Genomic DNA, 16,088 nt, shown 5'->3' on the forward strand with positions numbered 1-16,088 from the left:
TCTATTTCCCGCCATCGTTGACGTTAAGGGCCAATAAGCAGGCCGACCGATTCGGTGTCGCATTACGAATCGGTCAGTTACGGTGTCCGATTCCCATGGTCTTGCCTAGCTTCCCCGCACTAGACGTTGCCTAAAGCCGGGGCAGTGCAGCCGCAGCCCGGCCATTTCCTGGATCATCTGATTTGCCGCGCCTTGTAACGTCATGCAGACCGTAAATAACTTAATTCGCTCCTCTCGAAATTATATTGACACCCAAATCACGCTGTGCAACTTGGTTGCTAGGGACAAAATGAAAAATCAGGACTAATGGCAATGAGTGACCAGCTTCGCGCCGATGTGCCCGATAACGAGCTTCTGCGGATGACCGCGGACATCGTCTCCGCATATGTCAGCAAGAACGTTCTGCCGGCGCAGCAGATTCCCGAGGTGATCAACACGGTCTACTCGTCGCTGACCGGGCTGAACACGCAGCCCCGCGAAATCCCTTCCGAGCCGCTGAAGCCCGCCGTGCCGATCCGCAAGTCGGTGACGCCCGAATACATCGTGTGCCTGGAAGACGGCAAGAAGCTGAAGATGCTGAAGCGCCACCTGCGCTCCACCTACAACATGTCGCCGGACGAATACCGGGCGCGCTGGGGCCTGCCGCCCGACTATCCGATGGTCGCGCCGAACTACGCCGCCCAGCGGTCCGAATTCGCGAAGCGAATCGGCCTTGGCCGCAGCTCCGGTCGCCAGACCCGCCGCAAGGCCAGCTGAACGCCAGCACTGTCCTGAACGAAACAGGGCCGGCTCCCCGCGAGGGAGACCGGCCCTGATTTGTTTCAGCCTCCAACTCGGCTGCCGCAGGTTCCGCCGCGGTCAGCCGCGGGCATCACCCGCAGTTGCGGCCGGACAGGCGACAGTTGAATCGTTCCACATTGCGGGTCAGCTCCTGCCCTGTGCTGGTGTTCTCCTCGTTCAGGCAGCGCAGATAGTCCATCGTCTTGTCCACATACTCCTTCACCTCGAACTGGCAGGCGCCCATCTTGTCCGCGCTGACGAAGGTGGTGGTGTCGCTCATGCAAAGCGGAACGCCCGGCTTCGTGCAGATGATGGTCGTCTCCGCCCGCACCGCCGGGCTTTGCAGCGCCGCGGCCAGCACCAGCAGCGTGGACGCCGGGGTCAGGGTCCTTCTCAACAGCACGGGCATTCTCCGCAAGACCGTCGCGCAACGCATGCGATCGTCTCCCTCCGCATTCGGTCAGGACCGCCGCATCCGGAAAGCGCTGCGGTCCGTTCGTTCGTGGAACGGTTTCTACAGGCGTTACATCCGATGCACCAGTGCCCATGGCGCGGCATAGGTCTAGAGTCGGACGCGAGCAGTTCGCCCCAGGACCGGTCCCGCAGGTCCGGTTCCGGGATGTCAGTGCTCACCATCAGCAGAAGCCAAGACTAGGCGCGCCCCCCGCCCCGCCGGGAGGGCGCGCTTCTTGGCGTCTGTACTCGTGGGACCGGTTCAGCGTTTGGCGGCATCGCGCTTCATCACGAATTGAAGCTTGCTGATCGCGGTCCGTTTCAGCAGTTCCAGGCTGCCGGTGGCCGGCCCGACGACCGAGACCTCCGTCGCGGTGACCGGGTCTATGGCCATCACCTTCAGATAGCTGCCGACCCGCTGAAACTCGAACAGCACCTCGCCAACGCCGTTTCCAGCCGTCTGGCCTTTTCCAGGCGCCCGATTGCCAACCATTGCTTTTCTCCATCGCCGGCCTGCGCCGGACCGGACACCACCTTAGCACAGCGCAACCACACCGGAACCCCGCCTGCTACGTCCTGTTGTTGGCGGACGATGAATTCAGCAAGGGAGTACCGGCACCATGGCAGCCAAGACCATGCAGGATTTGCTGATCGAGGAACTCCGCGACATCTACCATGCCGAAAGGCAGCTCACCAAGGCTCTGCCGAAACTGGCCAAGGCCGCCCATTCCGAACAGCTCCGCGCCGCCTTCGAAACCCATCTGGAAGAAACCCGCGGTCAGGTGGAGCGGCTGGAGCAGGTCTTCGAGGAGTTGGACACCCGGACCCGCGGCAAGCATTGCGACGCGATGGAGGGGCTGATCAGCGAGGCCCGCGAGATCATGGAAATGGGCCTCGCCCCGGAGGTCCAGGACGCGGCCCTGATCGCCGCCGCCCAAAAGGTCGAACATTACGAGATCGCCAGCTACGGCACCGTCCACGCCTATGCCACCGCCTGCGGGCTGACCAAGGTGGCGCAGTTGCTGGAGCAGACCCTGAACGAGGAGAAGGAAACCGACCGCAAGCTGAACACGCTGGCCATCAACGACGTGAACAAGAAGGCGATCCGGGCCGGCGGGCAAAAGGCGGCCTGATACCGGCGCGCTGATACCGGCACGCCGGGCCGCGTCTCTTGTTACAGCGGGGGCCATTGAACGCAGGCGGGCGAGCTCCTACTATCGGCACCATCCAATCGATTTTTCCGGTGCCCGCCCATGCGCAGGGTCGCAACCATCCTCGGCGCCCTTTTGATCGCCGCCGCCGCTGCCGTCCCAGGCAAGGCGGTCCGAGCGGCGGAGGGGCCGGCGGCCCTGCCGCCCTCGGTCCGCATCAAGCCGGTGATGGTCCCCATCGTCACCCGCGGGCAGGTGGAGCGCTACACCCAGATCGAGGTGATGCTGGAGGTGGCGAACGCCACCCGCCTGGGTGAGGTCCAGCTCGCCATCCCGCGCCTTCACGACGCCGCCCTGCGTGCGGTTTACCTGGGCATCGAGGAGGGCTGGATCGTCCGCGGCAACATCGCCAACATGCCCGCCCTGCGCCGCAAGATCGACGAGGAGAGCATAAAGCTGTTCGGCAAGGACGTCGTCAGCCGCATCCTCATCACCCCCTTGTCGCGCCAGTCCTCCTTCCCCTGACGTTCCCGTCTTCCGACGGTTGCCTCGTCGGGCGCTTCGCGGCAGCATGGCCGCGTGACCGGTGAGGAAATTCGAGAATGGCCGTGGTCTATGTGGCGCGCAGTGCCGCGCTGACGAAATGGGCGTCCGACGTCGGACAGGGAAAACACATCTTCAAGCTGGGCGTGGCCGCCGACAAGGACGCCGCGAAGGCCGCCATCGAGGCCGGCTGGGCGGGCGAGGGCGACTGGCGCCTGATCCACAGCCAGGACGTGCCGGACCTTGAGGAGGAGACGGTGATCGAGCGGCTGATGCGCAAGGAAAAGGTCATCGACCCCACCTATTACCCGAAGCTGAAGGGAGCCTCCGGCGTCTTCCGCATCACGCTGACCAACGTGCAGAACAGCCTTCTGGTCGCCAAGGCGATGTCCGCCGACGAGCCGCTGACCGATATCAAGGTGAAGCCGAAGGACATCGGCGAATACATGATCCGCAACGCCCTTCCGTCCGCGTCATGAGCGCCGCCCCGCCCCTCTTCACCATCGGTTACGAAGGCGCGTCCTTCGACTCCGTCCTGCGCGCGCTGAAGGCGCGGGGTGTGGGGGTCCTGCTGGACGTGCGCGACCTGCCGCTGTCCCGCCGCGCCGGCTTCTCCAAGAAGCCGCTGTCCGCCGGGCTGGAGGAGGCGGGGATCGGCTACGTCCACCTGAAGGGGCTGGGCACACCCAAGGAAGGCCGGGTCGCCGCCCATCAGGGCGACCTGGACCGCTTCTGGTCCATCGTCGAGGACAAGATGCAGACGCCGGAGGCCGAGCACGACCTGAACCGCGCCGCCGCCCTGGCGCGGGAACGCCCGGCCTGCCTGCTCTGCTTCGAGGCGTCGCCGCATCTCTGCCACCGGCTCCGCGTCGGCGCGCTTCTTCACAGCCGTTTCGGCTTCACGGTGGAGCATCTGGCTCCCGCCGAGCCCTCCTTCTAGGGTCCGACATGCAATTCCGCTGGTACCGCTTCGCCGACCTGTCCGCCGGCACCTTTCACGACATGCTCCATCTCCGCCAGAGCGTGCTGGTGGTCGAGCAGGCGTCCCCCTTCCCCGACCTGGACGGGCGCGATCCCGTGGCGCTGCATCTGGCGCTCCATGACGGCGATGCGCCGGCTCCGGTGGGCTACGCCCGTATCTTCGGCCCCGACGCGGAGACCGGCACCACCTCCTTCGGGCGGCTGGCCGTCGCCCCGGCGTGGCGTGGCAAGGCGCTGGGCCGCCGGCTGGTCGCCGAATGCCTGGAGCGGCTGGCCCGGGACTGGCCGGAGCATGACGTGCAGATCAGCGCGCAGCTTTATCTGGAGACTTTCTACGGCGGCTTCGGCTTCCGCCGCGTCAGCGAGATTTATGACGATGTCGGGATCGACCACATCGACATGCGGCTGAGCCGATAGGCTGGAGAAGAGTCACCTCACAGACACCGAGACACAAAGTAACATTTTCTCCGTGTCTCCGTGTCTCTGTGTCTCTGTGGTAAAAAAAACCCTTATTTCTTGGCCTCGGCGAGGATATCGCCGGCCTCCTTGCGGATGACGTTCAGGTTCTTGAGCAGGATCGCCAGCGCCTGATCGTAATTGAACGCCTCCGCCGACTCATCCGGAATGTCGGTGTCGTCGGCGGCGACGGAGACCTTTGCCTTCTTCTTCACCGTGGCGAAATACTCGCTGCCCGTCTTCTCGAACGCCTTGATCGTTTTCTGCAAGGCGTCCGGGTCGTTGGCCCGCGTGGCGGCGTCCAGTGCCTTCGTCGCCTTCTCCAGGCCGCTCGACGCCCGGAAGGCGAGCAGGAAGCCCTCGGCGGGCTTCTTCTTCCCGGTCAGCGCCTCGAACATCTTCTTGGCCGCGGTCCAATCGGCGTAGAAAGTGGTGGCGGGCATCGCCTTGCCGGCGCCGGCCTTCTCCAGCTTCTTCAAGGCGGACAGGCTTTCCAGTTGGGCCATCTGCTCGACGTTCATCGTGCCGCCCAGCATGTCCGCCGCCACCTCGACGGCGCCCTCGTTCTTCGCCTTCTGGGCCTTCACGATGACCGCGCTGAGCTTCGCGCGGAAGATCTTGGTCGCCTGGAGCAGGTCGGCCAGCGCCTCGCGCAGCGCCTTGGCGTCCCCCGCCTTGTGGGCCTTGTCCCAGGCCGCGGCGGCCTTCTCCACGTCGCCGGCCTTCTTCACGACGGCGACGGCCTCGCCGGAGTTCGGAATCTTCTTCGCCTCGGCTTCGCACTTCGCCTTGTGCTTCTTGAATTCGGCGGCGGCGGCGAACGGCATGGTCAGGTCTCCGGTTTGGCTCTGGCAACCATCCGGTTGCATCGAGCGGTTGCAGAAGACTAGACGCTGTCGCCCCTGCGTCAACGCGGACCCGGTTCAAAATGGAAGAAGCCGCCCGGCCTACCCCACCACCATCGCCTGAAGGGTTTCCAGCCGGTCGGCCTCCGCCGCCGGCTTGTCCCAGCGGATGCGGTGGACGCGCGGGAAACGCATCGCCAGACCGCTCTTGTGGCGGTTCGACGGGTGCACGCTGTCGAAGGCGACCTCCAGCACCAGCCCCGGTTCGACCTCCCGCACCGGGCCGTAGCGGCGGGTGGTGCGGTTGCGCACCCAGCGGTCCAGTTCCACCAGCTCCGCGTCGGTGAAGCCGAAGTAAGCCTTGCCGACCGGCACCAGTTCCTCCCCCCGCCAGACGCCGAAGGTGAAGTCCGAATAGTAGCTGGACCGCTTGCCGTGCCCGCGCTGGGCGTACATCAGCACGGTGTCGAGCGTCAGCGCGCCGCGCTTCCACTTGAACCACGGCCCCTTTGGCCGCCCGGCGACATAGGCGCTGTCGCGCCGCTTCAGCATCAGCCCTTCGATGCTGTTTTCCCGGCTGCCCTCGCGCAGAGCCTTCAGCGCGCCCCAGCCGTCGAAGGGCACCAGCGGCGACAAATCCATCCGCCGGGGCCGCAAGGCGTCGTACCAGCGTTCCAGCCGGGCGCGGCGCCCGGTGAAGGGCAGGTTGCGCAGATCCTCCTCCCCATCGAACAGGATGTCGTAGAGCCGCACCCAGGCGGGAAACTCCTTGAGCATCGCCGCGGTCACGGTTTTGCGGTTCAACCGCTGCTGAAGGTCGTTGAAGGGCGCGATCTCCCCCTCGCCGCGGGCGACCAGCAGTTCGCCGTCCAGCACGGCGTCGAAATTCATATGGTCCACGATGTCCGGAAAGGCGCCCGACACGTCGTCGCCGGTGCGGCTGTAGATGCGCCGCTCCCCGCCGCGGGCCGCCAACTGCACGCGGATGCCGTCCCACTTCCATTCCGCGGAGTAGTCCGCGGGGGACAGGGCGGCCATGTCCTCCTCCTCCAGCGGGTGCGAAAGCATCAGCGGGCGGAAGCCGGCGCCCTGCCCGGCCGCCGGACGGTCGGACCGCCCTTCCAGCCAGCCGAACAGCTCCGCATAGGGCGGGGTCAGCCCGTGCCAGCATTCCTCCAGGTCGCCAAGATCGACCCTTCCCCACTCCGCCAGCGCCGTCTTGGCGAGCCGCGCCGACACGCCCACCCGCAGGCTGCCGGTGATCAGCTTCAGCAGCGCGAAACGGCCCGAGGAATCCAGCGTGTCGAGCCAGCCTTCCACCAGCCCCATCACCTGCCCGCGCTTGGCCGCGCGCAGCGCCTCCACGACCTCGGTCAGGGAGGGCGGCAAGCTGTTCGCCCGCTCCGGGCGTTCCGGCCAGATCAGCGCCACCGTCTCCGCGAGGTCACCGACATAGTCGTAGGACAGGGCGAACAGCTCAGGATCGGTGCGGGTGGCGACCAGTTGCCGGATGGCCGCCGGCTTGGCCTCGTGGAAGACCAGCGTTTCGGTCAGGGCGGCCAGCGCCCAGCCGCGGTCGGGGTCCGGCGCGGTGGCGAAGAAGTCCGCCAGCAGGCGGAGCTTCCCGTTGCGCGAAGGCATGAAGACCAACCCGTCGATCAGGGAGGAGAAGTTCCTCACGCCCCCTCCTCCTCGAAGCCGACGAGGGCCAGGGCGCGGGCGCGGATGCCGCGCCGGGTCGCATGGTGGACCAGCGCCTCTTCCCGGCCATGGGTCACCCAGACCTCCGGTGCCGCGACCTCCTCCAGCGTTTGGGTCAGCTCGTCCCAGTCCGCGTGGTCGGAGATGACCAGCGGCAGTTCGACGCCGCGCTGGCGCGCCCGCTGCCGCACCCGCATCCAGCCGGAGGCCATCGCCACCACCGGGTCGGTCAGCCGCCGCGCCCAGCGGTCGGCCACCGCGCCGGGCGGAGCCAGCACCAGGGCGCCCTTCAACTCCTCCTTCGCCGCGACGGTGGCCGGGCGAAGCTCGCCCAGGGCGACGCCGAAGCCCTCGTACAGCGTGCAGATCGGCTCCAGCGCGCCGTGCAGGTAGATCGGACGGTCATAGCCGGCGGCGCGCAGCAGGGAGATCACCCGCTGGCATTTGCCCAGCGCGTAGGCCCCGACGACGTGGCTGCGCTCCGGAAAGATCGACAGGGAATGCAGCAGCTTGTCGATCTCTCCCAGATCCGGCGGGTGGCGGAAAACCGGCAGGCCGAAGGTCGCCTCGGTGATGAAGACGTCGCAGGGAACCGGCTCGAACGGGGCGCAGGTGCGGTCGAAGCGCCGCTTGTAGTCGCCGGACACCACCACCCGCGTCCCCGCATGTTCCAAAACCACTTGGGCGCTGCCCAGCACATGGCCGGCGGGGGCCAGCCGCACCGTCACGTCGCCGATGCGGATCGCCTCACCGTAGTTGAGCGCCTGGGTCGCCGCGCCCGCCCCCTCCCCCAGCCTCTGCCGCATGATGGCGAGCGTCCCCGCGGTGGCGAGCACATGGGCGTGACCGGGCCGGGCGTGGTCGGAATGGCCATGGGTGACCACCGCCCGTTCCACCGGGCGCAGCGGATCGACGTGGAAGCCGCCGGGCTCCACATAGAGACCCTCGGGACAGACCTTGACCCAGCTTTCCGCTGGATGTTTGACGGCGGGGGTTCGGGAGGGGGGCGGTGCGGGCATGCCCTGCAATATAGGCCGTCCTCGCGAAAGGACAAAATTCCGATTCCGGCCATTGCGGAGGACGGGCCCACGGCGCAGGATGCCGGTGAACGAGGGAGAAACCGACCATGCACGACCGCCTGTCCCCGACCCCCGAGGTCGCCGCCGCCCTGGCCGAGGGCCGGCCCGTCGTGGCGCTGGAATCGACCGTCATCTCCCATGGCATGCCCTATCCGAAGAATCTGGAGACGGCGACGGCGCTGGAGGACGCGGTGCGCGCCGAAGGGGCGGTGCCCGCCACCGTCGCCGTTCTGGACGGGCGCATCCGCGTCGGGCTGGACGGCGACGCGCTGGAGCGGCTCGCCCGGGGCGGCACGGGTGTCATGAAGCTCAGCCGCCGCGACCTGCCCGTCGCCCTGGCCACCGGGGTGCCCGGCGCCACCACCGTGGCCGCCACCATGATCGCCGCGCGGCTGGCCGGAATCGCCGTCTTCGCCACCGGAGGGCTGGGCGGCGTGCACCGCGGGGCGGAAACCAGTTTCGACGTGTCGGCGGATCTGGACGAGCTGGCCCGCACCAGCGTCTGCGTCGTTTGTGCGGGTGCGAAGTCGATTCTCGACCTCCCGAAGACGCTGGAGGTGCTGGAGACCCGCGGCGTTCCCATTCTGGGCCTGGGCACGGACGAGTTTCCGGCCTTCTACAGCCGCAACTCTGGTCTGCCCGTATCTCATCGCTGTGACAACGTGCACGAGGTTGCGGCCATCCTGCGGGCCAAATGGGACCTCGGGCTGGAAGGGGGCGTGGTTCTCGCCAACCCAATCCCGGAGGCCGACGCGCTCGACGGAGCGGCCATGGAGCTGGCCATCGAACAGGCGCTAAGGGATGCGGAAGGCCATGGAATTGCGGGAAAATCCGTTACGCCTTTTCTCCTGGCGGCGCTGGAGCGGATCACCGGGGGGCGCAGTCTGACCGCGAACATCGCGCTGATCCGCAACAACGCCGTGACCGCGGCGCGGCTCGCCGCGGCTTACGCGGCGTTGACGGCATAGGCGGTCATAGGTCGTTACGCATAAGGGGTAAGCCTTTCGTGACATCGGGATTTAAGACCCCGTTAACCCACGCCGGGTGAATCTGCGCCCGTTCTTCAGCGGAGGTTTCTATGCGTGCGCCCAGCCCGTCGAACCTGGTTTCCCGGATGATCGCCATGGCCGCCCAGCCCGACGAGGGCGCCGGCGAACCCGACAACCGCCCGGCAGCGCGGGTGAAGAAGATCGTCTGGGCCTCCCAGGCGGCGAAACTGCGGGGCTCCCTCTCCTCCCGCCTCGTGCACGAGATCGAATGCGCGGTGTCCGCCGATCTCGACAGCATGGAACTGCCGGAGGTGTTCTTCACCTCCGTCGAGTTCGCGGGCCGCGTCGTCACCTGCGACCTGGATGCCTCCGGCACCGCGTCGATCTTCGGCCTGATCGAGGTCGGCGAATATGACGAGCTGGTGGAAGAGGCGGGAGACGACGCCCTGTTCGGCGTCGATTGGGACGGTGTTTACGTCACCCCGGCGCGCACCCGCCACTGAGCCTTTCCAGCCTTTTCACACAAGCCGCGGGGACCGGACGCACGCCGGTCCCCGCGTTGTTTTTGAAGGCGGCCTCAGCCCAGCGCGCGGGCGAGGAGGACGCCCAGCTTCTTCAGCATCTCCGGGTCGCGCTTGTCCGGCGCGGTCATGATCGCGTTGTCGAGCGCCGTGTGGCAGCCCTGGGCGCACAGCCCGTCGCGCACCCGAAGTTTCGGGGCGAGTTTCTTGACCAGCGACCGGGCCTTGCCGGCGTTGGCGACCACCACCCGGATGACGGCGTCCACCGTGACGTGGTCATGCTCCGGATGCCAGCAGTCGAAGTCGGTGACCATGGCGACGGTCGCGTAGCACATCTCCGCCTCGCGGGCGAGCTTGGCCTCCGGCATGTTGGTCATGCCGATCACGTCGCAGCCCCAGCTCCGGTACAGCTCGGACTCGGCCTTGGTCGAGAATTGCGGGCCTTCCATGACCATGTAGGTGCCGCGGCGCTGGTGCGGGACCTTCAACTCCTCCAGCGCCTCCTCGATCAGGTCGCCCAGCCGCCCGCAAACCGGGTGGCCCAGCGCCACATGGGCCACCAGACCGGTGCCGAAGAAGGTCTTTTCGCGGGCGAAGGTGCGGTCGATGAACTGGTCGATCACCACGAAAGTGCCCGGCGGCAGATGCTCCTTCAGGGAACCGACGGCGGAGACCGACAGGATCTCGGTCACGCCCATCGCCTTCAGGGCGAAAATGTTGGCGCGGAAATTCAGTTCGGACGGCGGGATGCGGTGGCCGCGGCCATGGCGCGGCAGGAAGACCAGCTTTTGCCCGTTCAGTTCGCCCGTCAGCAGCTCGTCCGACGGGTCGCCGAAGGGAGTGTCCACCTTCACCCAGCGCTGCTTCTCCAGACCGTCGATGTCGTAGACGCCGCTGCCGCCGATCACGCCGAGCACCGGCGCGGCCCCGCTTTCCGCCATAATCACATGCCTCCGTCGATGGATGGGCGCAGTATTCCGCTCCGGCCCGGCAAAGGCAACGACAGAGGCGGCAACGCTCACAGCGTGCGGAGAAGGACCACGACCAGCGTCAGATAGACCGCCGCCTTCGCCGCGGTGCTGAGGCGCGCGACACTCCACAGCGCCACGCCGGGGCGGCGGAACAGGGCGACCAGCGCCATGCCCGCCGCGAAGCCCCCCAGATGGGCGGCCCAAGCCACGTCGGCCAAGCCGGAATCCGGCCCCGGCGGCATCAGCGTCATCGCCACGTTGACCGCCAGGAAGCTGCCCACCACGAAGGAGGCGGGGACGCGCGGCCCCGGCGATACGCCCAGCGTCGCCTGCGGGTGCAGCAGCAGATAGGCGCCCATGACGCCGCAGATGGCCCCGCTCGCCCCGACCAGCGGCGCCATCGGATCGATGGCGAGCGCCCCCTCGACCACCGCCCCCACCGCCGCGCACAGCGCGAAGAACAGCAGGTAGCGCAGGCTGCCCATCGACATTTCCACCGCGCCGCCGAAGGCCCAGAGCGCCACCATGTTGCTGACCAGATGCACGATGTCGCTGTGGATCAGGACATGGCCGAACAGCCCGCGCCACACCGCCCAGGTCGGCAGCGGCCCGGCGGTCTCGACCGTTCCGAAGAAATAGGCGGGGACGAAGGCGAAAGGCTCCGGCGGCAGGCCCAGCACGAAGGCGAGCGTGCAGGCCATGACGATGCCCTGGTTGACGTAGGGTATGCCCTTGGCCGCGCGCACCGTCCCCCCTTCGCCGTCCGCCGCGGCCTCAGCGGCCCGGCCTCCGTCCTTGTCGGATATGGGGGCTTTTTCGCCAATGACCAGCGCTGTACGGCGGTACCGGCAGGAGCGCGGAAACAGATCGGTTGCAGAGGATAACGGAGAATCAACTTTCCGATCGATACCGGGCGTGCATTCCTATGCAACCGTAGAACACCCCGCACGCCGTCAAAGCCGGGCGGCGGTGCCGGCAGGGCTCCGAACTCAGGTCAAGAATGCGCTCGGACAGGATGCCTATCCCTTCTCCCCCTGGGGAGAAGGTCAGGATGATGGGGTGCCGATGGCACGTACCGCTTGCGAAGACGGAACTTTTGGAAGCAGCCGCTTTTGTCTGCCCTGCCGGGCAGAACGCCCCCTCACCCAAACCCTCTCCTGCCTGGGGAGAAGGATATTTGCCTCACCCTCGATCACGCCTTAACCGGAGGTCGGAGCCCTGGGCGGTGCCGGTCAGTAGTTCCACTCCCACTTGACGCCGACGCGGGTGTCGGAATCGGCGCCGACATCGGCCTGGGCCTTGATGTTCTTGGTGATGTCCACCTCGACCGTGGCACGGCTCTGGTTCGCGCCGATGCCCTGCTCCACCCCGACATAGACACGGTCGCTGACATAGCGTCCGGCCTCCACCGCGCCGCCCCTGCCGTCCGCCCCGCTGGTGAATTCCAGCCGGTCGATGCCGAGGCCGCGGCGCAGGTTGCCGATCAGGCCGGGCCCTCCGCCGCCGAAGCCTGCCAGGGTCGCCGCCGACTGGGCGAGCTGGACCGCCTCCACCGCGTTCAGGCTGCCGACCGACTTCCCGAACAGCACGGCGGACAGAACCTCGTCCTGCGGCAGCCCTTGTGGAGAGGTCAGCTCCAGTTTGGGCTGGCTGGCGGTTCCGGTGACCAGGACCTGGGCGGTGACGTCGTTGGCGCTGGCCTCCGCCAGGAAGTCCAGCCGCGGATCGATGGTCGGGCCGCCGTCGAACTCGATGATGCCCCGCTTGAAGGTGAAGGTCTTGGCGAGGAGATCCAGTTCGCCCTTCAGCATGGTCAGCCGTCCGTTGACCAGCGGCTGGCTGGACGTGCCGGTGACGGCGAGCTGCGCCGCGAACTCCGCCTCCAGCCCGCGGCCCCGGACGAAGATCTGGTTCTGCGCGCTCACCGTCAGATCCAGGATCATCGCGAAGGCCGCTTCCGGCACCGCCACCTGCCCGTTCGCCGCCTGCCCGTTCGCCGCCCGCCCGTTCTTCAGGCCGACCGGCTGCGCCTTGCGGCCCTTGCCGACCTCGACGACCTTCAGGTCCACCACGTTGGGCGGGGTCTGGTTGGGGATCTGGATCTCCGCCCGCTCGATCCGCACCGGTCCGGTCAGCCGCGGGTTCAGGAAGCTGCCGGTCAGCGTCAGGTTGGTGCCGATGGTGACCGCCGCCAGATCGTTCTGCACCAGCCGCGCCCGGTTGGCCTGGATGGCGAGGTCGAGCTGCTGCTGCGGGTCCGCCGCCGCGGGGCGGATCACGCCGCGCGCACTGATCTCCCCGCCGTTGGCGATCCGCCCACGGAAGGTCTGGATGGTGAAGACGTCGCCGTCTCCGACGATGCGGGCGTCGATGTTGCTGATGATGGCGCCGCTCGCCCGATTCTCGTAGCGCCCGTTGGCGAGCGAGACCGTGCCGCCCAGCCGGGGCGCCGCCACGGTCCCATCGACGCTCACGTCCAGCCGCAGCGTGCCGCGCGCCCGGTCGCCGCTGGCCGCCAGCAGGTCGTTGGCGAGCGAGGCGTCGATGGCGCCCCGCAGCGCCGCCTCCAGCCGCCCGCGCTCCGGCACGGAAAAGGCCAGCGTGTCCGGGTCCATCGCCAGCGGCGCGGCGGCGGTCAGGGTCAGCCGGCCCGAATTGTTGCCGGTGGCCACATCGCCGTCCACCGACAGGCGGGCGTCCCGCCAGCGGGCGTTGACGGTGGCGTTCAGCCCGGGAATGCCCGCCTGGGTGGTCTGCTGCGCCTTCAGGCTGGCGACGCGCACGGTTGCGTCGGCTTGCGGGCGGCGGACCGTGCCGCCGAGCGTCGCCTGCGCGTTCAGCGTGCCGTCCAGCCGCAGCGACGGGTTCGCCAGCCGGGCCAGCGCCATCGGCACGCGGTCCACGCGCAGCTCGCCCGACAGCCGCTCCCCGTTCAGGCCGAGGTCGGCGGCGAGCTGGGCGTTGCCGCTCACCAGCCGCAGGCCGGACACCTCGTAGCGCCGCTCCCCCAGCGCGATGGCGGCGGGCTGGGTCAGCCGGAAGGACTCCCCGCCGTAGCGGCCCTGGAGCCGTTCCAGCCGGATGCGGTTCAGCGTGCCGTTCTGCGAGACGTCGCCCGCCAGATCGAGCGCCAGCGGGTCGCGCCCGGCCCCTGCGGCCTCCGCCCGGAAGGCGGCCCTGGCGAGCGAGCCATCCAGGCTGGCCGTCACGCGGGACAGGTCGTTGCCCGCGGCGGCTCCGTCCTGAAGCTCCAGCCGCGCCTTGCCGCTGGCGCTGCCCAGCGCGTCGGCCACGTCGGCGTTGGCGGTCAGGCGGCGCGCGGCGAACAGCGGCCCGCCCTCCCCCTCCACGCGGAGGTTGCTGGCGTTGGCGGTCAGGCTGGCTCCCTGCTTGCCGTTCGGCGCGTCGAGCGCAACGGTGAAGCCCGCGGCGCCGGTCAGCGGCACGCCGGCCAGCTCCGACAGGGCCTCAAGCTGCGGCAGGTTGCCCTCCAGCTTGCCCGTCGCGGTCATGGTGTCGAACGCCACGCGCACCGCACCGGTGATCCGGTTCGGGCCGTTCGCCAGCGCAAGGTCGCTGATCCGCAGCGCCCGCCCGTCCAGCGCATAGGCGGCGTCCATCGTCAGCCCGGCGCCGGCCAGTTCCGTGCGCGCCGACAGCCGCCCCTGCGGGGCGCCCGGCAAATTCTGCGCCGTCGCGTTCAGCCGCGTGTCGCCGAAGCGCCGCCCCTGAACGGCGAAGTTCCGGGCGTGCAGCGCCGCCTCCGCCGCCAGCGCGTCGAGCGGACCCTTCGCGGTCGCGTCGAGCGTCACGGCGCCGGCCATCTCCGTCCCGACGGCGCCGCCCACGGGGGCGAGGTCGGCGATGTCCAGCCGGGTCTTCACGTCCACCGCCCCGTCCACCAGAGCCGCGGTGCCGGTCAGCCGCCCGTTTCGGCCATCCACCGTCAGGTCGGTGACTCGCATGGCGCCGCCCGGCTCCATCACCGCCTGCGCGCCCAGGCTCACGTCGCGGCCCAGCACGCCGTCGGCGGGCGTTCCGGTCTCCAGACCGCGCAGCGCGCCGCTCAGGCCCGCCGTCAGCGTGCCGTCCTCCTGCCGCCGCACCGGCCCTGCGAGCGCCAGCGACCCGGCCAGCGGCTGCCCGGCGAGTCCGGACAGGCGCGACAGGTCGTCGGCGGTCAGCGAGACCGTCACGTCGGCGGTCCGCCCCCAGCCGGTGACGCTGCCCTGCGCCCCGGCGCTGGCCGCCGCTGCGGTCAGGGTCAGCCCCTCGATCCCCACCGCTCCGGTGTCGGCGTTGACCAGAGCCCGACCGTCCAGCCGCACCTCCGGCCCCGTGACGGCGGCCAGGGCGGGATCGTCGGCGGCAAGGTCGCGGATCAGCCCCTCCACCGCCACCGTCAGCGCGTCCAGCGTGCCCTGGGCGGTGCCGGAGACGGTGCCCTCCCTCCAGGCGATGCCGGGGGCGACACCGTGCAGGGTGGAGTCCGGCCCCGCCTGCACCGCGTAGCGCAAATCCAGGCTGCGGCGGTCAGCGCCGACCCGCCCGGACAGGCTGGCCGTGGCGGCTGCGGTCTCGACGGCCACCGGCTGGAGAGTCAGGGCGCCGTCTGGCGCGACGATCACCGTCCCCTTCAGCACCGGCTGCGGCCCGGCCAGCGGCGCAATGTCGGGACCGAGCAGCGCCGCGACGTCGCCGGTCGCCGCGACGGTGACGGCGTGCCCCTCCGGCACCGCCTTCACCGTGGCGTCGGCGGCCAGCCGCGCGGCGTTCTCCGCCACCGCGGTGAAGGTGCCCTTCCAGTCGTCCAGCGATCCCCGCCCGTCCAGCGCGGCGCTGACCGGCGGCGCGCCGGGGATGCCCAGCGCCGTGGCGATCAGCCCGCCCGCCGGCTCCGACGCCTTCAGGGTCAGGTCGAGGCGCTTGTCGTCGGGGTTGAAGGCGACGTTCAGCGCCACCGTGCCGGGCTGCTCGCCCAGCCGGTCCGCGTTCAGGTGCGCTTCGAGCGAGGAGCCGCCGGACGCCAGATCCAGCGACCCGTCGATCTTCAGCCGCGCCTCCTGCCCCAGAAGCGGCTCCGCCAGCCGCAGTTCGGCGATGGCCAGCCTGTCAACGGCGACGCCCACCGGCAGGCTGGGCAGCAGGGAGGCCGGCCCCTGGTCGGGCGGCGGCGGCGGCTGTGGTTCCGCGGCGGGCAGTGGCGCGCGCTCCACGACGACGCGCTGCGCCTCGATCGCGTCGGCCTTGGCCCGCCCGGTCAGCAGCGCGGTCGGGGCGAGGTTGACCCGCAATTCCTCCAGCCGCAGCCACACGCCCTCGCGGTCGGCGACGGTCACGTCGGAGATCGTGAAGTTGATGGGAACCGCGCCGCCGATGGTGCCGATCCTCACCTGGAGGTCGGGGCCGTTCACCGCCTTCTCGATGGTCTCGGCGATCCAGCGCCGCACGGCGTTGGCGGGACCCCAGCCTCCCCCCTCGGTGTCCGCCGCGCGGGCGGCCTCCGTCAGGACCGCCCCGGTCAAGGCGGCGATGGCCAGCAGAACGACGATTAGACGACGCAGACCCGACACCACGCACCCCGTTGCGGTACTCCCCGAATGGAATAACGGGAAAGA

General features: G+C 69.0%; 16 protein-coding genes. 8 read left to right on the forward strand and 8 right to left on the reverse strand.

The window, feature by feature from the left end:
• Positions 1 to 312 precede the first annotated feature (312 nt).
• Positions 313 to 756 carry a MucR family transcriptional regulator gene (locus tag QSG27_RS00900; protein ID WP_306703239.1) on the forward strand — a complete coding sequence of 148 codons (444 nt, stop codon included), beginning with the start codon at positions 313 to 315 and terminating at the stop codon, positions 754 to 756.
• Between the two features lie 115 nt (positions 757 to 871).
• On the opposite strand, the gene QSG27_RS00905 is transcribed toward QSG27_RS00900, so the two are convergent.
• Together QSG27_RS00905 and QSG27_RS00910 are read right to left on the reverse strand one after the other, a co-directional pair.
• The gene (locus QSG27_RS00905; protein WP_306703240.1) at positions 872 to 1,183 is read right to left on the reverse strand and encodes a hypothetical protein; all 312 of its coding nucleotides are present in this window, start codon (positions 1,181 to 1,183) and stop codon (positions 872 to 874) included.
• A 312-nt stretch (positions 1,184 to 1,495) separates the two neighbouring features.
• A complete protein-coding gene (locus tag QSG27_RS00910) occupies positions 1,496 to 1,726 on the reverse strand; it encodes a DUF6898 family protein (RefSeq protein ID WP_306703241.1) in 231 nt (76 codons plus the stop codon).
• 127 nt (positions 1,727 to 1,853) lie between these two features.
• Between QSG27_RS00910 and QSG27_RS00915 the strand changes: the two genes are divergently transcribed.
• From QSG27_RS00915 to QSG27_RS00935, 5 genes are all read left to right on the forward strand, one after another.
• Positions 1,854 to 2,366: a YciE/YciF ferroxidase family protein gene (locus QSG27_RS00915; RefSeq protein WP_306703242.1), complete on the forward strand. Its 513-nt coding sequence runs from the start codon at positions 1,854 to 1,856 to the stop codon at positions 2,364 to 2,366.
• A 120-nt stretch (positions 2,367 to 2,486) separates the two neighbouring features.
• Positions 2,487 to 2,909 (forward strand): hypothetical protein, encoded by a 423-nt coding sequence (locus tag QSG27_RS00920; RefSeq protein WP_306703243.1) that lies wholly within the window; start codon positions 2,487 to 2,489, stop codon positions 2,907 to 2,909.
• A gap of 77 nt (positions 2,910 to 2,986) precedes the next feature.
• The gene (locus tag QSG27_RS00925) at positions 2,987 to 3,406 is read left to right on the forward strand and encodes a hypothetical protein (RefSeq protein ID WP_306703244.1); all 420 of its coding nucleotides are present in this window, start codon (positions 2,987 to 2,989) and stop codon (positions 3,404 to 3,406) included.
• Entirely contained in the window at positions 3,403 to 3,867 is a 465-nt protein-coding gene (locus QSG27_RS00930; RefSeq protein WP_306703245.1) for a DUF488 domain-containing protein, read from the forward strand. Before QSG27_RS00925 ends, QSG27_RS00930 begins: the two co-directional genes overlap by 4 nt.
• An 8-nt stretch (positions 3,868 to 3,875) precedes the next feature.
• Positions 3,876 to 4,325 (forward strand): GNAT family N-acetyltransferase, encoded by a 450-nt coding sequence (locus tag QSG27_RS00935; protein WP_306703246.1) that lies wholly within the window; start codon positions 3,876 to 3,878, stop codon positions 4,323 to 4,325.
• Between the two features lie 92 nt (positions 4,326 to 4,417).
• Here QSG27_RS00935 and QSG27_RS00940 read toward each other — a convergent pair whose 3' ends face one another.
• From QSG27_RS00940 to QSG27_RS00950, 3 genes are all read right to left on the reverse strand, one after another.
• Entirely contained in the window at positions 4,418 to 5,191 is a 774-nt protein-coding gene (locus QSG27_RS00940; RefSeq protein WP_306703248.1) for a hypothetical protein, read from the reverse strand.
• A gap of 120 nt (positions 5,192 to 5,311) precedes the next feature.
• Positions 5,312 to 6,889, reverse strand: coding sequence for a cisplatin damage response ATP-dependent DNA ligase (locus QSG27_RS00945; protein WP_306703249.1), 1,578 nt, complete (start codon positions 6,887 to 6,889; stop codon positions 5,312 to 5,314).
• Positions 6,886 to 7,929 (reverse strand): ligase-associated DNA damage response exonuclease, encoded by a 1,044-nt coding sequence (locus QSG27_RS00950; RefSeq protein ID WP_306703250.1) that lies wholly within the window; start codon positions 7,927 to 7,929, stop codon positions 6,886 to 6,888. The genes QSG27_RS00945 and QSG27_RS00950 overlap by 4 nt, the downstream gene beginning before the upstream one ends.
• 107 nt (positions 7,930 to 8,036) lie before the next feature.
• Here QSG27_RS00950 and QSG27_RS00955 point away from each other — a divergent pair, with 107 nt between their 5' ends.
• Both QSG27_RS00955 and QSG27_RS00960 read left to right on the forward strand, forming a co-directional pair.
• Positions 8,037 to 8,957, forward strand: coding sequence for a pseudouridine-5'-phosphate glycosidase (locus tag QSG27_RS00955; protein WP_306703251.1), 921 nt, complete (start codon positions 8,037 to 8,039; stop codon positions 8,955 to 8,957).
• A 110-nt stretch (positions 8,958 to 9,067) separates the two neighbouring features.
• A complete protein-coding gene (locus QSG27_RS00960; RefSeq protein WP_306703252.1) occupies positions 9,068 to 9,481 on the forward strand; it encodes a hypothetical protein in 414 nt (137 codons plus the stop codon).
• Positions 9,482 to 9,555: 74 nt separating this feature from the next.
• Here QSG27_RS00960 and QSG27_RS00965 read toward each other — a convergent pair whose 3' ends face one another.
• The 3 genes from QSG27_RS00965 to QSG27_RS00975 form a co-directional block, all read right to left on the reverse strand.
• Positions 9,556 to 10,440, reverse strand: coding sequence for an S-methyl-5'-thioadenosine phosphorylase (locus tag QSG27_RS00965; protein WP_306703253.1), 885 nt, complete (start codon positions 10,438 to 10,440; stop codon positions 9,556 to 9,558).
• A 77-nt stretch (positions 10,441 to 10,517) separates the two neighbouring features.
• A complete protein-coding gene (locus QSG27_RS00970) occupies positions 10,518 to 11,216 on the reverse strand; it encodes a rhomboid family intramembrane serine protease (protein WP_306703254.1) in 699 nt (232 codons plus the stop codon).
• Positions 11,217 to 11,702: 486 nt separating this feature from the next.
• Complete coding sequence (locus QSG27_RS00975; RefSeq protein WP_306703256.1) at positions 11,703 to 16,043, reverse strand: translocation/assembly module TamB domain-containing protein; 4,341 nt, start codon at positions 16,041 to 16,043, stop codon at positions 11,703 to 11,705.
• Positions 16,044 to 16,088: the final 45 nt, after the last annotated feature.

The organism is Azospirillum isscasi, from assembly GCF_030849505.1.
Taxonomy (GTDB): Bacteria; Pseudomonadota; Alphaproteobacteria; order Azospirillales; family Azospirillaceae; genus Azospirillum; species Azospirillum isscasi.

What these genes read in the sequence shown, in the direction of transcription:
- QSG27_RS00910 (WP_306703241.1), bottom strand. Translation starts at nt 1,726, where the DNA reads ATGGTTGGCAATCGGGCGCCTGGAAAAGGCCAGACGGCTGGAAACGGC.
- QSG27_RS00950 (WP_306703250.1), bottom strand. Translation starts at nt 7,929, where the DNA reads ATGCCCGCACCGCCCCCCTCCCGAACCCCCGCCGTCAAACATCCAGCG.
- QSG27_RS00915 (WP_306703242.1), top strand. Translation starts at nt 1,854, where the DNA reads ATGGCAGCCAAGACCATGCAGGATTTGCTGATCGAGGAACTCCGCGAC.
- QSG27_RS00925 (WP_306703244.1), top strand. Translation starts at nt 2,987, where the DNA reads ATGGCCGTGGTCTATGTGGCGCGCAGTGCCGCGCTGACGAAATGGGCG.
- QSG27_RS00935 (WP_306703246.1), top strand. Translation starts at nt 3,876, where the DNA reads ATGCAATTCCGCTGGTACCGCTTCGCCGACCTGTCCGCCGGCACCTTT.
- QSG27_RS00955 (WP_306703251.1), top strand. Translation starts at nt 8,037, where the DNA reads ATGCACGACCGCCTGTCCCCGACCCCCGAGGTCGCCGCCGCCCTGGCC.
- QSG27_RS00965 (WP_306703253.1), bottom strand. Translation starts at nt 10,440, where the DNA reads ATGGCGGAAAGCGGGGCCGCGCCGGTGCTCGGCGTGATCGGCGGCAGC.
- QSG27_RS00900 (WP_306703239.1), top strand. Translation starts at nt 313, where the DNA reads ATGAGTGACCAGCTTCGCGCCGATGTGCCCGATAACGAGCTTCTGCGG.
- QSG27_RS00930 (WP_306703245.1), top strand. Translation starts at nt 3,403, where the DNA reads ATGAGCGCCGCCCCGCCCCTCTTCACCATCGGTTACGAAGGCGCGTCC.
- QSG27_RS00940 (WP_306703248.1), bottom strand. Translation starts at nt 5,191, where the DNA reads ATGCCGTTCGCCGCCGCCGCCGAATTCAAGAAGCACAAGGCGAAGTGC.
- QSG27_RS00960 (WP_306703252.1), top strand. Translation starts at nt 9,068, where the DNA reads ATGCGTGCGCCCAGCCCGTCGAACCTGGTTTCCCGGATGATCGCCATG.
- QSG27_RS00920 (WP_306703243.1), top strand. Translation starts at nt 2,487, where the DNA reads ATGCGCAGGGTCGCAACCATCCTCGGCGCCCTTTTGATCGCCGCCGCC.